Genomic DNA, 15,466 nt, shown 5'->3' with positions numbered 1-15,466 from the left:
CATCTATTAAACGAAGCATTGTAAGATATGAAGCGTCTGATTTATTTAGTGTTTTTATTAATCTCCTTGAATGGGAGCGCTCAAGAATTGCCTTATTCGCAACAACTGGCGCTGACAGCCATGCATATCTGGCCCGATTCGTTTAGTGTAGTACCGGGTCGTCCTGCGCGATGGAGCTACGATCAAGGAGTAATATTAAAAGGTATTGAGGGTATCTGGTTGGCGACAGGCGACGCAAAATGGTTTCGTTACATACAGCACAGCATGGATCATTATGTGCGTGAAGATGGTTCTATTAAAGATTACAATCCTGAGCATTATAATATTGATCATATCAATAATGGCAAGCTGTTACTTACCTTGTATAGGGTAACGGGGAAAGAAAAATATAAAAAAGCGGTGCAGTTATTACGTAAACAGTTGTTGACACATCCGCGAACTAATGAAGGCGGTTTTTGGCATAAAAAGATATATCCTTTTCAGATGTGGCTGGACGGGCTTTATATGGGACAGCCGTTTTATGCCGAATATGCCCAGGTATTTGGGGAGGATACTATTTTCAACGATGTGGCTCGTCAGTTTGTGTTGATGGAAAAACATAGTCGCGACGATAAAACCGGCTTGTTGTATCATGGTTATGATGAATCACGTCAGCAACGATGGGCTGATAAAGTAACGGGGCGTTCTCCTCATTTCTGGGGACGGGCGCTCGGATGGTTTGGTATGGCAATGGTGGATGTGCTCGATTATTTCCCGATGGAACATCCCGGACGTAAGCAAATCATCGATATTCTAAACCGCTTTGCAACAGCTGTAGTGAAAGTGCAAGACGCTCATACCGGAATGTGGTACGATATAGTGGATTTGCCTCATCGCGCACCTAATTATTTAGAGTCCTCTGCTACGGCAATGCTAGCTTATACATTGGCTAAAGCCTCTCGTAAAGGATATATTGCAGAAAGTTATAGAGCTCATGCCCAAAAAGCTTTTGAAGGACTTGTAAAGTACAAGCTTTCTAAAAGTGCTGATGGCTTTACAAATCTCGAAGGCACCGTGAGTGTCTCAGGATTAGGAGGTAATCCATATCGCGATGGCAGCTTTGAATATTATATGAGCGAAAAAGTGGTGCAAAACGATCCTAAGGGGATGGGAGCGTTCATACTTGCTGCTAATGAAATTGAAATGATTCCTAATCTTTCCCAAGGAAAGGGAAAAACTATATTGCTGGATAATTTTTTTAATAACGAATGGAAGGCCGGGCCGTCAGGAAAACCTGAGCCTTGGCACTATATCTGGGAAGAGCGTGGTAATAATGGCTACTTTTTTTGGGGCAGCATTTTTGAACAACACGGAGCTGCTATCAGTACTCTCAAAGCAGCTCCTAGTGCTGCCAATCTCAAGAAAGCTGCTGTGTACATTATTGTAGATCCTGACACTGATAGGGAAACAGCGCATCCTAATTATATGACTCGGGCCTATGCAACGATAATTGCGAATTGGGTAAAGGCTGGCGGGGTGTTGGTAGTGATGGGAAATAACTCCGTTAATGCCGAACAAGAAAAAATCAACTTGCTACTTCAGAAATTCGGTATTCGCTTCAAGGGGGATGATCAGTTAATGGTGAAAGGGAACAACTACGACGAAGGTAAAGTGGATATTGATGCAAACCATCCTATATTCAAAACCGCTCGAAATGTATTCCTCAAGGAGGTGACTTCATTACAAATTACGCCTCCTGCAAAGTCTATTTTGCGGACCAAGGATTTTGATATAATGGCCTCTGCGAAATATGGTAAAGGAACTGTGTTTGTGGTGGGCGACCCTTGGATCTATAACGAATATGTAGATGGTAGAAAACTACCCTCAAAATATGAGAATTACGCTGCAGCTAAGGATTTGGTAAAATGGTTGCTAAGTAACACAAGGAGGATGTGATAATACCAGAAGTTGGAAGTTGCTGGCTATCTTAGCACAAAAAAGTTTGATATGAAAAAGATTCTTATTGCATCGCAGTTATTTTGTTTGATAGTGTTAGTGACCGCATGTGGTGGATCATCTTCTACCAATGACACAGCAAATGTTGATAACACTACGGAAGGAGCAGTAACCGTATTGCTGGACAACTTCTTCAATAATGAGTATATGGAAGAAAATGGTCAGCAAGTAAAATGGCATTATCTGTGGGGCGATACCAGTATGGGTGGCTATTCGGAACTGGGAGCCTTGTTTGAAAAAGAAGGTGCTAGACTTGCAACACTTACCGAAGGTCCTACAGCAGATAATTTGAAACAAGCCTCCATCTACATTATCGTGGATCCGGATGATGAAAAGGAAACTGCAGTACCCAATTTTATTGATGAGACATATGCCGCTGCTATTGCAGACTGGGTGTATAATGGGGGCGTATTGGTAATGCTAGCTAATGACTCGTCTAATTGCGAATTGGATAGATTTAATATCCTGGCGCAAAAATTCGGAATTACGTTTAATAAAGATAATCGATTGGTAGTGCAGGATCCTCATTTCGAGCAGGGAGAAATAAAAATAGAAGCGGGTCATCCCATATTTAAAACTGCCAAAAATGTATATATCAAAGGTATTTGTTCTGTAACTGCTAAAGATTCGGCACAGGTTGTATTAAAAACAGATGATTTTGATGTTATGGCTGTAGCCACATATGGAAAAGGAACTGTGTTTGCGCTGGGCGATCCCTGGTTGTATAACGAATATATTGATCATCGCAGATTACCCGAATATTTTGAAAATGATAAAGCGGCAGTGGATTGGGTAAAATGGTTGATCGAGAGAGCGAGGAAATAGTTTTTATCAAAATATGAGACCGTTAAATAAGACAACTGTACAAAAGCCGCAGTATCCTACTAAAGTATTGCAATTTGGAAGTGGGAATTTTCTCCGTGCTTTTGTAGACTGGATGATAGATAAGGCAAATGACGAAGGATTATTGAATCATGGTATAGCAATAGTACAGGCTACTCCCGGTAGTGTTAAGTCCAAAGAGGTTTTTGAAAAACAGGACTGTTTATATCATGTATATCTGGAAGGTATAAAAGATAAGCAGCCCATTAAGGAGGTGTCATTAATTAAGTCCATAACGGATATTGTGAATCCTTACACCGACTATAAAAAATATGAGGAGCTGTTTCTTCGTGATGAGTTGGAAATAATTGTTTCCAATACTACGGAGGCTGGAATTCGTTATGAAGAAGGGGATGATTTAAATGCTGCGCCACCCAAATCTTTTCCGGCGCAGATTACAGCGTTGTTGTATAAAAGATATCAAAAGTTTAATGGAGCAAGACATAAAGGATTAAGTATTCTTTGTTGTGAACTAATTGAGGATAATGGATCTACTTTGCGTGAATATGTTATTCGACATGCTCAGGATAATAATCTAGGCTCCGACTTTATAGAATGGGTAGCGAACGCTAATTATTTTTATGATACACTCGTGGATCGTATTGTCCCCGGATTTCCGAAAGCAAATATTGAGGAAATAAAGGCGGAAATTGGTTTTGATGATAATCTTCTGGTAAAGGGTGAATACTTTCACGTTTGGGCCATTGGAGGTGACAGTAGCATAAGACAAAAGCTGCCCTTGGATCAAATAGGATTGAATGTATTATTTATGGATGATATCCGTCCTTTCCGATCCAAAAAGGTACGAGTGTTAAATGGTGCGCATACTGCAATGGTTCCTGTAGGCCTGCAAATGGGCGTGGAAACAGTAAAGGAGGCATTTGATAATACACTGGTCGAACAGTTTATCAAGCGTATGGTAGAGGAGGAGGTGCTGCCGGCTATTGGTGAGGATTTGGAAGAGTTGAGAGCTTTTGCAGATAAAATTCTCGAACGTTTTTACAATCCTTACTTGAAGCATTATCTAAAGGATATTGCATTAAACTCTTTATCAAAATGGGAAACCCGTAATTGGCCTACGATAGTAGACAACTATACCAAGCGTGGCAAAATAGCCAGCTTTACCGCATTTTCATTTGCGGCGTTATTGGTAATGTATAGTGGTAAATCAGAAATAGCTTTTGAGCCAAGAGATGTACAGGATGCGGTATCGCTAATACAATCAACTTTCGATTGTAACAATATTAGCGGGTGGGTAAGCAAAATCCTTCAGGATGCATCCATCTGGCGAGAAAAGCTAAATACCATACCCGGATTTGAAGAAGAAGTGACTAGGGGGGTTGAAGCTATTTTGAACAATGGAATGAAACAGGCACTGAGTCAATGGCTACAAGATTAAAAAGAAGATATTGTAGTTCGAGGAGTTGAATTTATTAAACAAAAAACAAACAAAGCGATTTCTCATTATTTCAGGAGAATATGGATAAAATCGCAATTATGGCTGAGTTAGTATTAAAAGTGCATCCGAACGATAATGTGATTGTTGCACTTAAAGATTTGCAGAAAGGACAAACCATTACATACAATGGTGAAGCGTATGTATTGCAGGATGATGTAAAGGCGAAGCACAAATTTTTTACGACAGATCTGCAGCCAGGGGATGAAATTATTATGTACGGAGTTCTGGTAGGTAAGGCGCAATATTTTATTCCCAGAGGAGCTGTGATGACTACGGAGAATACCAAGCATGCCGCAGAACCTTATAAATATCGCCCTTACCAATATCAGTGGACACCCCCGGATGTATCCAAATTCAAAAACCGAACATTTAATGGATATCATCGTAAAGATGGTAGGGTGGGCACTGCTAACTATTGGCTATTTATGCCCACCGTATTTTGTGAAAACCGCAATCTCGACGTTATTAAGGAAGCGTTGCATAACGAACTGGGGTATGCGGTATCGGATAAATATAAACGCTATACACATCAGCTGGTAGAAGCTTATAAAAAAGGTGAAAATATTGCGGAGTTGGATTTAAGTCCTGCTCATACTACCTCTCCCAATGAAAGAGTATTTAAAAACATTGATGGTATTAAGTTCTTAAACCATCAGGGAGGTTGTGGCGGTACTCGTCAGGATGCTACTATCTTGGGTAAGCTACTGGCTGCTTATGCTGATCACCCTAATGTAGCCGGTGTAACAATTCTGAGTTTGGGTTGTCAGAATTTGCAAACAAGTCAGTTGTTGGAAGAGATTAAATTGCGTAATCCTTCATTCGATAAACCGTTGTTGGTGTACGAACAGCAGCAATCTCAAAGTGAAGAGCAGCTGATAAGTGATGCGATAAAAGATACATTTGTTCATTTAATAGAGGCAAATAAAATAGAACGCCAACCGGCACCACTATCGGCCTTGACTGTGGGCGTAAAATGTGGCGGCAGCGATGGTTTTAGCGGTATCAGTGCCAATCCGGCCGTAGGTTATACAAGCGACTTGCTTGTAGCGCTAGGTGCTAAGGTATTGCTTGCTGAGTTTCCGGAATTATGTGGAGCCGAGCAACAATTGATTGACAGAACAATTGATGAAGAGAAAGCGAAGAAGTTTATTCACCTGATGAGTGCCTATAACCGTCAGGCCGAAGCTGTTGGTTCGGGTTTCCACATGAATCCCTCTCCCGGAAACATAAAAGATGGGTTGATTACCGATGCTATTAAAAGTGCAGGTGCCGCCAAAAAAGGTGGCACTTCTCCAGTAGTAGATGTATTGGATTATACAGAACCTGCCACTAAGCCCGGATTAAATTTAGTATGCACTCCCGGTAATGATGTGGAAGCAACCACAGGAAAGGCAGCTGCAGGAGCTACCTTGATATTGTTTACCACCGGATTGGGAACCCCTACAGGGAATCCCGTATGTCCTACTATAAAAATTGCCACTAATAATGTGCTTACAAAGCGCATGAGTGACATTATCGATATCAATTGTGGTCCTGTAGTAGAAGGAGAGAAAACAATCGAAGAGATGGGGGAAGATATTTTGGAGTTTTGTATCAAAGTAGCTAGTGGAGAAGTGATCCCTAAGGCGGTGCTTTTAAATCAAGACGATTTTATACCCTGGAAGCGCGGTGTGAGCTTATAATTTTTTTACTTCAAACGTTTGAATACAGAATATTTAAAAATCTAACCGATATTGTAAGGGTTTCTTGCTTACTTTTCCTGGGTAATCGGTTGCTTGTAGGGTATTTCAGCGGAACGAGACAACTCCCAAAAACAGAAATACAATAACATGGCTAAAAAATTTTTAGACGAAAACTTTTTACTTGAAACGCAAACTGCGCAAACATTGTATCATGAGTTTGCAAAGCAAATGCCTATAATTGATTATCACTGTCATCTTCCTCCTGATCAAATAGCCGAGGATAAGCAGTTCGACAATCTCACACAGATATGGTTATACGGCGACCATTATAAATGGCGCGCGATGCGTACTAACGGTGTGGATGAGAGTTATTGTACCGGTAATAAAAGCGATTATGAGAAGTTTGTAAAGTGGGCTGAAACCGTGCCGTATACCATGCGCAACCCGCTGTATCACTGGACGCATCTGGAACTACAGCGTTATTTTGATGTGTACGATTTGCTGGATGGTGATTCAGCGAAAAAGATATATGACGAGTGTTCAGCCAAGCTACGCACTAAAGAGTACAGTGTACGAAATCTGCTGCGTAAAATGAATGTGCGAATGGTGTGTACCACAGACGATCCTGTAGATACGCTGGAGCATCATAAAAAGATAAAAGAAGATGGGTTTGAAATTCCGGTGTTACCGGCATGGAGACCCGATGCGGCCATGAATGTATCTAATGCTGCCAATTTTGTGGCTTATGTAAAAAAATTGGAAGCAGCAGCTGATGTACATATCGTTTTCTTCAACGATTTTCTGAACGCTTTAAGAAAGCGTCATGACTTCTTCGCAGAGATGGGTTGTACGGTATCAGACCACGGGTTAGAACAAATATATGCTGAGGAGTATACAGAGCACGAAATAAGTGCCATCTTTGATAAAGTATATGCAGGACATGATCTGAACTTGGAAGAGCAAAATAAATTCCGCTCAGCAATGCTAGTATACTTTGCCGAGTGGGATCATGAGAAAGGATGGGTACAACAATACCACTTGGGCGCCATTCGCAACAATAATCTCAAGGCGCTGCGTGTGCTAGGGCCTGATACCGGTTGGGACTCTATTGGAGACTTTCCGCAAGCTGTTGCATTATCAAAATTTTTAGGACGACTTATCAATACTGATAAACTTACCAAAACCATCCTGTACAATCTCAATCCCGCGGATAATGCGCTGATGGCTACTATGATTGGTAACTTTAATGATGGTTCGGCTCCAGGTAAAATTCAGTGGGGATCGGGTTGGTGGTTCTTAGATCAGAAGGATGGTATGACGCAACAACTGAATACTTTGTCTAATATGGGGTTGTTGAGTCGTTTTATTGGAATGCTTACGGATTCGCGTAGTTTTCTTTCTTTCCCGCGGCATGAGTATTTCAGACGTATTTTATGTAACTTGTTCGGCCATGATGTGGAGAACGGAGAGCTTCCGGAAAATATAGCATGGATTGGCAAAATTGTGCAGGATATATGTTTCAATAATGCCAACGAGTATTTCAATTTTAACTTGAAGAAATAATACAGGGATTGCGTGTTTGTCAACCTTCCCGATATTATTGTTAGACGATTATGAGTACAAATCTTTTTGATCTTACTGGCAAAACGGCAATTGTTACTGGAGGTAACAAAGGAATTGGGTTTGGAATGGCTTTAGGACTTGCGCAGGCCGGGGCGGACATTATCGTTGCTTCTAGGACTGTGGAGGCAGGCTCTGAAATCGAAAAGGCTGTGACCGCCCTGGGGCGCAATTTCCAATTTTATAAAATGGATGCGGCAGACAGAAATAGTGTTTATGCATTTATTAAGGCAGTATTGCATGATCACAAGCGCATTGATATTCTGGTAAACAATGCTGGAACCATCATGCGCAAACCTGTAGCGGAGCATCCTGATGACTGGTGGGATAATGTGCTGGCCATTAATTTAGATACTCCTTTTATACTGGCCCGAGAAATAGGCAAACATATGTTGGAGCAGGGTGGGGGTAAAATTATCTTCACTTGTTCTCTGCTGTCATTTCAGGGAGGCATTACGGTGCCCGGATATGCCGCCAGTAAGGGTGCTCTTGCCAGTGTGGTAAAAGCCATGTCTAATGAATGGGCCTCCAAAGGCGTGAATGTAAATGGTATTGCTCCTGGCTATATTGCTACAGACAATACCGAGGCTTTGCGGAACGATCCAGATCGTAGTCAGTCTATTCTAAGCCGCATTCCTGCCGGAAGATGGGGAACTCCAGAAGATTTTGCTGGACCCGCTGTGTTTCTGGCATCAAAAGCTAGTGATTATGTGAATGGTGAGATACTGGTAGTGGATGGCGGATGGATGGGCCGATAACCATTCTATTTATGAAATTTGAACTAAAATGAAGCAATAAATGGAGATTCGATTTGCTAATAGCCCTGCAGAAACCAGACAAATGACAACAGCCGAGCTGCGTAAAAATTTTCTGGTACAGGATCTGATGAAGGCTGACAAGCTTACGCTTGTATACACACATTACGACAGAGTCATCATCGGTGGAGTAAAGCCGGTGAGTAAAACTGTTCCATTAAAGAATGAAGAGGAATTAAAGGCCGATTTCTTTTTACAGCGTCGCGAGCTGGGAATCATCAACGTAGGAGGTAAAGGGATAGTTACGGTGGATGGAGTAAAATATGAGTTGGACAAATTGGAGTGCCTTTACGTGGGGCGGGGTAGTAAAAAGGTTAGCTTTGCAAGCTCCGGAAAAAAGAACCCGGCATTATTTTATATATTGTCTACTCCTGCACATAAGGAGTATCCTACAATAAAATATACCAAAGAGCAGGCTGCTCCGGTATCATTAGGAGATATTAGTACTTCCAATAAAAGAACGATTTATAAATATATTCACGAAGGTGGTATCCAAAGCTGTCAGTTGGTAATGGGACTGACTGTATTGGAAGCGGGTAGTGTGTGGAATTCTGTTCCTCCACATACGCATACAAGAAGAATGGAAGTATATTTTTATTTTGATATACCCGATGGTCAACGATTGTTCCATATGATGGGAGAACCGCAGGAAACGCGCCATCTAATAATGGCGAACAATGAAGCTGTGATTTCTCCTCCTTGGAGTGTGCATTTTGGTTGTGGTACCTCTAATTATGGATTTATCTGGGGTATGGCGGGTGAGAATAAACAATTTACCGATATGGACGGTACCCCTGTAGATACATTACTGTAGTTTTTAATAACAATTTAAAATACCAATATTCAATATACACATATGTCAAAGAAGGTAGTAACTCTTGGAGAAATTATGTTGCGTTTGTCAACGCCCGGTTATCAGCGTTTTGTACAGGCTGAGTCTTTTGACGTTACCTATGGTGGTGGCGAAGCTAACGTAGCTGTTGCATTGTGCAATTACGGATTAAACGGTGTTTTTGTTTCAAAAGTTCCCGATAACGCTATAGGTCAGTCAGCAATCAATCATCTTCGTCGTTATGGGGTGGATACGCGTTTCATAGCTCGCGGTGGTAGCAGATTAGGAATTTATTTTCTAGAAACAGGAGCTTCCATGAGAGCTTCTCAGGTAATTTATGACAGAGCTGGAGCTGCAATTGCAGATGCTGATCCGAGCGAATTCGACTGGGATGCTATTCTAGATGGCGCCGATTGGTTTCACACCACAGGTATTACACCTGCTTTAAGTGATAAGGCTGCAGCTTTAACCGAAGCTGCTTTGAAAGCGGCTAAAGCCAAAGGTATTACTACCAGTATTGACCTGAATTACAGAAAAAAGTTGTGGAGCAAGGAGAAAGCTCAGGCAGTAATGACAGAGCTTTGTAAATATGTTGATGTATGTATAGGTAATGAGGAAGATGCTGAAACTACATTGGGTTTTAAAGCTAAGAATACAGACATCACTAAAGGGGAACTGAGTCTCGAAGGATATAAGGATGTAATCCGACAGATGAAGGAGAAATTCGGATTTAAATACATCGCATCTTCTTTGCGTGAAAGCTATAGTGCTAGCGATAATGGCTGGAGTGCACTGGTGAGTGATGGTAATGAGTTTTATCATACTCGAAAATATAACGTGCGTATTGTGGACAGGGTAGGAAGTGGAGACAGCTTTGCAAGTGGACTGATTTATGGTTTGATTACCGGTATGAGCATGGCTGATGCTGCCGAGTTTGGTGTAGCTGCTTCGGCATTAAAGCATACTATTCCCGGCGACCTGAATCATGCTACATTAAGTGAAGTGCAAACTCTTATGAAGGGAGATGCCAGTGGAAGAGTTCAACGCTAGATTTACACTCGCAGCTTGCTATCTGAAGATAATTGAGCAATTTATCATTGTAAAATACAATCGATTTTAAGATAAAAGCATGTCCGGACGCCCTCCGGCATGTTTTTACTTTTGTAGAATACGGTTGCTAATTAGCACAAGACTGTAAAAATAACGACTTAATATGGCTACAATACGACAAGCAATTGATGCTATTATAGAGCAAGGTATATTACCGCTATATTTCAATGCCGATGAAACTGTTAGCTTGGAAATTTTGCGGGCAGTGTACAAAGCAGGAGTAAAAGCAATTGAATACACGAACAGAGGTGAAGCTGCGTTGAAGAACTTTACAAAAATGGTAGAGGTGCGTAATGCAGAAATGCCTGGATTATTGTTGGGTATCGGCACTGTAAAAACATTAGATCAGGTAAAGCAATATCTAGCAGTAGGAGCCGATTTTCTTGTAAGTCCGGGTTATGTAGCGGACATTGCAGAGTATGCTGTTTCCAACGATATTCTGTATGCCCCCGGATGTATGACTCCTACAGAAATTATGACAGCAGAGGCTGCAGGAATCAAACTCATTAAATTATTCCCTGGTGATACACTAGGTCCTAAATATCTGTCTGCTATAAAACCGGTGTTTCCTAATCTTCTATTTATGCCTACAGGAGGCGTAGATACAACAAAAGAAAATATCGAAGGATGGTTTAAGGCTGGAGTATGCGCAGTGGGGATGGGTAGTAAGCTCATCAGTAAGGAACTAATGGCTGCAAAAGACTATGCAACCATTGCATCCAAGACCAGAGAAGTATTGACAATTATTCAATCTGTAAATAAATAACGATATGCAAGCTATAGGAAAATATCGCTGGACTATTTGTGGTCTTTTATTCTTTGCGACGACGGTAAACTATCTGGACCGCCAGGTGTTGAGTCTGCTGGCTCCCGAGCTTACTGATAAGTTCGGTTGGACCAATACTGATTATGGTAATATTACTGCCGTTTTTCAGTTCGTTTATGCACTATCCATGCTCTTTGTAGGCCGTATTATAGATAAAATGGGAACCAAAGCGGGCTATACTTGGGCCATTATAATCTGGTCATTGGGAGCAATATTGCATGCCTTGGCAGTACAAATAGGTGAGGGCCTTCATTTATTGGGTTTTACAGCTGTTTCGGCTTCAGTAATTGGATTTATGATAGCTCGCGCTGTACTAGGTTTTGGTGAAGCCGGCAACTTCCCTGCTGCTATTAAAGCCACTGCTGAATATTTTCCTAAGAAAGAACGCTCTTTTGCCACCGGAATTTTTAATTCTGGGGCGAATGTTGGGGCTATTTTGGCTCCGTTAACTGTACCGTTTATTGCCGCGAAATGGGGTTGGGAAATGGCCTTCATAGTAATAGGTGCCATTGGCTTCCTTTGGATTATTTTCTGGTTTATTTACTATGATAAACCTGAAAAACAAAAACGCCTTTCGGCTGCGGAATTGGCTTATATAAGAAGCGATGATGACGAAAAGGCCGAACAAACTACCGAAGAGGATACCTCCTCCAAGGTAAAATGGTTCAAACTACTGGGCTATAACCAAACCTGGGCTTTTACTATAGGCAAATTCCTGACTGATGGCGTATGGTGGTTCTTCTTATTCTGGTTGCCTAAATATCTCGATGTGCAGTATGGTCTTACCGGAACTCAGATCGCGCTGCCTTTGTTTGTGCTGTACAGTCTGACCATGTTTGGAAGCATTGGTGGAGGCTGGTTCCCTATGTATTTCATCAAAAAAGGATATGCAGCGTATGATGGTCGTATGAAAGCGATGTTGATGATTGCTGTGATTCCGTTGGTCGTATTGCTGGCACAGCCTTTAGGTTCTTATACTTATTGGTTGCCGGTATTGCTCATCGGTATAGGAGCTTCTGCGCACCAAGCTTGGAGTGCCAATATCTTTACTACAGTATCTGATATGTTTCCGAAAAAGGCTGTTGCCTCTGTAGTAGGTATAGGGGGCATGGCCGGAGGTCTTGGCGGAGTGATTGTTTCAAAAGTGGGTGGAGCTCTTTTTGATCACTTTGATAAATTAGGACATATTGAAACAGGCTATACGATTATGTTTGCTTTCTGTGCCTTAGCTTATCTGCTAGCTTGGATTATTATGAAATCGTTAGTGCCGAAATATAAACCTATTACCGATTTATAATACAAGAAGAAAGAGGCGCTCACGAAGCGCCTCTTTTATTTTGCAAATTACCAGTTATTCGCTTGGTCTTTGTTTAATCTTTCTGAGAAATCTGGAGGTTGATTTTCTCGCCAATTGGGGTCATATTTTACAAACCACGAAAGCCATAAGCTTCTAGCCAGTCGCATCAACCACGGCTGCAGTACGATTAATAAAATAGAATTGAAGAGAAGCCAGTACACAAATCGGTTATCATGTAATGAAAAACCAATGAATATCCACCATGCAATTGCAGTGGCAACACTTATAGCAACGGATATTGCATAACTTACATAGCCGGTGCCGTAAAAAAAGCCCACTTCTATTTCTGTCGGTTGACCACATACAGGACAGCTTTTATTCATTTTCATAAAACCACTGAGTTTGTGCAGCTTTAAAGGCTTTTCGAATAAACGTCCTTCGCGGCAACGCGGGCAATAACATCCCATCATTGCACTCAAATAACTTCGTTTTGCTTGTTGAGTATCGTCCATGATGTATTAATTTGTAATTGAATTAAGAATTTTTTCCATTTGGGTACTACGACTTCCTTTTATTAGGATACAGGAATCTTCGAAAGCTTGATTTTTAGCCCATTCAGCTGCTGCCATAGCATTGTCAAAATAGCGGAAGTCCGAAGCGAAAGCCTTGAAAGGAAGTCCTACCAACACTACCTCATGCCAAGGGTGTTGCTTAATGAGTGTAACAATATGCTCATGTTCTTGCGCCGTATCTGCGCCTAGCTCTGCCATGGCACCCAGCATGAGAATTTTTCGAGAACAATTAATGTTGACAAAATTTTCTATTGCCAGCCGCATACTACTTGGATTGGCGTTATATGCATCCAATATAATGCGGTTGCTACCATGTTGTATTAATTGAGAACGGCTGTTAGATGGTCGATAATTTTCAATAGCGTATTTAATTTGTTCAATAGGTACATGGAAAGTTGTTCCAAGGGTTATGGCAGCTAATACATTAGGTAGATTATAGCTGCCTACAAGGTTAGTCGATATTTGTATTGATGTGTCATGTACCCAAGCCAACACTTGCAAAAAAGTACCTGCGTCTGCCACTTTCCCGTTGATATCGGCATCAGCGGTTCCGTAGGTTATAATTGTGGAAATATCATGACTCATTTGTAGCAGGTAGTCATAATCTTTCATAATAAAAGCGGTGCCATCCTGCCTTGTTCTCAGATAATCGAATAATTCGCCTTTCGCTTTTTTTACACCTTCTTCGCTGCCAAAGCCTTCCAGATGCGCCTTCCCACAATTCGTTATTAAACCATGCGTGGGTTCTACTATTTTACAATAACCTTCTATTTCGTGCAGATGGTTAGCCCCCATTTCTACAACGGCTATTTCTGCATCCTGCTTTATTTTAAGTAGCGTAAGAGGGATGCCAATATGATTATTGAGGTTCCCTTCGGTAGTATACACTTTATATTTTTGACTCAGTACCGCATGAATCAGCTCCTTAGTAGTAGTTTTCCCGTTACTTCCTGTGATGGCAATAAAAGGGATAGAAAATTGGCGCCTGTGATGACGGGCTAATTGTTGTAAAGTACTTAGCACATCATCAACTAGGATGGTCCTGCCGGGAATGTGGAATTGCTCTTCATCTATAATGGCAAATGTTGCGCCGGCATCGAGTGCTTGGCGGGCAAATGCATTGCCGTTGAAATTGGGCCCTTTTAAGGCAAAAAACAAATCACCTGGCTGAAGTTTTCTGGAGTCTGTTTGTACTGCGGGATTCTGAAGATAGATTTGATATAGCTCTTCCACATTCATAATGTGTGCAAAGTTACGCAAATGCGGAGCGAGTTGGTTATATTCGCAAAAAAACAGGTAAGAATAACACAATATTCTTGTCTGATTAGGTGTATTTTTCGTTTTTCGCAATTAAATGAGCAATCATGTCATACAGAATTGGTAGTGGTATTGATTTCCATCAATTGGTGGAGGACAGGGATTTATGGATCGGGGGTGTTCGTATCCCTCACCGCAAGGGCGCATTAGGGCATAGTGATGCAGATGTGCTATTACATGCCGTTTGTGATGCATTGTTAGGTGCTTTAGCCCTAGGAGATATCGGCGTGCATTTTCCCAATAATGATGACCGCTTTAAAGATATTGACAGTAAAATTCTATTACGCGAGTGTGTTAGGATAATTACAGACAAGGGTTATAAAGTAGTGAATATTGATGCTTCATTATGTTTACAAGAACCTAAGATTAAACCCTACGTTCCTCAAATGCAGGAAGTCATTGCCTCTATTTGTAATATAGAGATAGAGGATGTATCCATCAAAGCTACCACTACCGAGCATATGGGTTTTGTGGGAAGAGGAGAGGGCTTAACAGCCCAAGCTGTGGTATTACTACAGAAAGTGTGATTTTAACAAATTGTTGCTTTGAGTCGGATTTCGATTCAGGTAATTATATGCTTGTTTAGTTTCAACCGGTTATCTTTGTCGCTATGCCACAATTAGAAGTAAAAATCGTTAACAAATCCAAGCATCCGTTGCCCACTTATGCCACTTCAGGTGCATCCGGCATGGATCTTCGTGCGTCTATTAAAGAGGATATTGTGCTCCAGCCTATGGAGCGAACTTTGGTACCTACAGGAATATTTATAGAGCTGCCTGAGGGTTATGAAGCGCAGATACGCCCTAGGAGTGGGTTAGCCATAAAACAGGGATTGACTTGTTTGAATACACCCGGTACCATTGACGCCGATTATCGAGGAGAGATTAAGGTGATTTTGATAAACTTGTCCAAAGAACCACAAACCATCCAAAATGGTGACCGCATCGCACAAATGGTGATTCAGAAAGTAGAGATAATACAATGGGTGCCGGTGGAAGCTTTAAGCGAAACGGCGCGCAATGCGGGGGGATTTGGCCACACCGGTAAATAACCTACCGG

The 15,466-nt window shown here is 41.5% G+C and carries 14 protein-coding genes; 12 read left to right on the top strand and 2 right to left on the bottom strand.

Annotation, left to right across the window (positions count from 1 at the left end):
• Nucleotides 1-27: 27 nt before the first annotated feature.
• The 10 genes from V2H41_RS07175 (at nt 28) to V2H41_RS07130 (ending at nt 12,518) form a co-directional block, all read left to right on the top strand.
• Complete coding sequence (locus V2H41_RS07175) at nt 28-1,935, top strand: DUF4350 domain-containing protein (protein WP_330974458.1); 1,908 nt, start codon at nt 28-30, stop codon at nt 1,933-1,935.
• Between the two features lie 51 nt (nt 1,936-1,986).
• Nucleotides 1,987-2,820 (top strand): DUF4350 domain-containing protein, encoded by an 834-nt coding sequence (locus tag V2H41_RS07170; protein WP_330974457.1) that lies wholly within the window; start codon nt 1,987-1,989, stop codon nt 2,818-2,820.
• 13 nt (nt 2,821-2,833) lie between these two features.
• Nucleotides 2,834-4,276, top strand: a complete 1,443-nt coding sequence (locus V2H41_RS07165) for a tagaturonate reductase (protein WP_330974456.1) — start codon at nt 2,834-2,836, stop codon at nt 4,274-4,276.
• A 98-nt stretch (nt 4,277-4,374) separates the two neighbouring features.
• Complete coding sequence (locus V2H41_RS07160; RefSeq protein ID WP_330974455.1) at nt 4,375-6,018, top strand: UxaA family hydrolase; 1,644 nt, start codon at nt 4,375-4,377, stop codon at nt 6,016-6,018.
• A 147-nt stretch (nt 6,019-6,165) separates the two neighbouring features.
• On the top strand, nt 6,166-7,581 hold the full coding sequence (uxaC, locus tag V2H41_RS07155; RefSeq protein ID WP_330974454.1) for a glucuronate isomerase: 1,416 nt from the start codon (nt 6,166-6,168) through the stop codon (nt 7,579-7,581).
• 50 nt (nt 7,582-7,631) lie between these two features.
• Nucleotides 7,632-8,396: an SDR family oxidoreductase gene (locus tag V2H41_RS07150; protein ID WP_330974453.1), complete on the top strand. Its 765-nt coding sequence runs from the start codon at nt 7,632-7,634 to the stop codon at nt 8,394-8,396.
• A 40-nt stretch (nt 8,397-8,436) separates the two neighbouring features.
• A complete protein-coding gene (gene kduI, locus V2H41_RS07145; RefSeq protein ID WP_330974452.1) occupies nt 8,437-9,267 on the top strand; it encodes a 5-dehydro-4-deoxy-D-glucuronate isomerase in 831 nt (276 codons plus the stop codon).
• Nucleotides 9,268-9,309: 42 nt separating this feature from the next.
• Nucleotides 9,310-10,335, top strand: a complete 1,026-nt coding sequence (locus V2H41_RS07140; RefSeq protein ID WP_330974451.1) for a sugar kinase — start codon at nt 9,310-9,312, stop codon at nt 10,333-10,335.
• Between the two features lie 163 nt (nt 10,336-10,498).
• A complete protein-coding gene (locus V2H41_RS07135; RefSeq protein WP_330974450.1) occupies nt 10,499-11,161 on the top strand; it encodes a bifunctional 4-hydroxy-2-oxoglutarate aldolase/2-dehydro-3-deoxy-phosphogluconate aldolase in 663 nt (220 codons plus the stop codon).
• Between the two features lie 4 nt (nt 11,162-11,165).
• Nucleotides 11,166-12,518, top strand: a complete 1,353-nt coding sequence (locus V2H41_RS07130) for an MFS transporter (RefSeq protein ID WP_330974449.1) — start codon at nt 11,166-11,168, stop codon at nt 12,516-12,518.
• A 47-nt stretch (nt 12,519-12,565) separates the two neighbouring features.
• Here the strand turns inward: V2H41_RS07130 and V2H41_RS07125 are convergent, their stop codons facing one another.
• Nucleotides 12,566-13,030: a DUF983 domain-containing protein gene (locus V2H41_RS07125; protein ID WP_330974448.1), complete on the bottom strand. Its 465-nt coding sequence runs from the start codon at nt 13,028-13,030 to the stop codon at nt 12,566-12,568.
• Between the two features lie 6 nt (nt 13,031-13,036).
• Nucleotides 13,037-14,350 (bottom strand): UDP-N-acetylmuramoyl-tripeptide--D-alanyl-D-alanine ligase, encoded by a 1,314-nt coding sequence (locus V2H41_RS07120; RefSeq protein ID WP_330974447.1) that lies wholly within the window; start codon nt 14,348-14,350, stop codon nt 13,037-13,039.
• A 104-nt stretch (nt 14,351-14,454) separates the two neighbouring features.
• On the opposite strand from V2H41_RS07120, the gene ispF reads away from it, so the two are divergent.
• Nucleotides 14,455-14,934, top strand: coding sequence for a 2-C-methyl-D-erythritol 2,4-cyclodiphosphate synthase (gene ispF / locus V2H41_RS07115; RefSeq protein ID WP_330974446.1), 480 nt, complete (start codon nt 14,455-14,457; stop codon nt 14,932-14,934).
• 83 nt (nt 14,935-15,017) lie between these two features.
• Complete coding sequence (gene dut / locus V2H41_RS07110) at nt 15,018-15,458, top strand: dUTP diphosphatase (RefSeq protein WP_330974445.1); 441 nt, start codon at nt 15,018-15,020, stop codon at nt 15,456-15,458.
• The last annotated feature ends 8 nt before the right edge of the window (nt 15,459-15,466 follow it).

The sequence above is a fragment of the Niabella digestorum genome, assembly GCF_036409055.1.
Classification (GTDB): domain Bacteria; phylum Bacteroidota; class Bacteroidia; order Chitinophagales; family Chitinophagaceae; genus Niabella; species Niabella composti.
The sequence above is the reverse complement of the archived record's forward strand: the minus strand, read 5'-3'. Positions and strand labels throughout refer to the sequence as shown.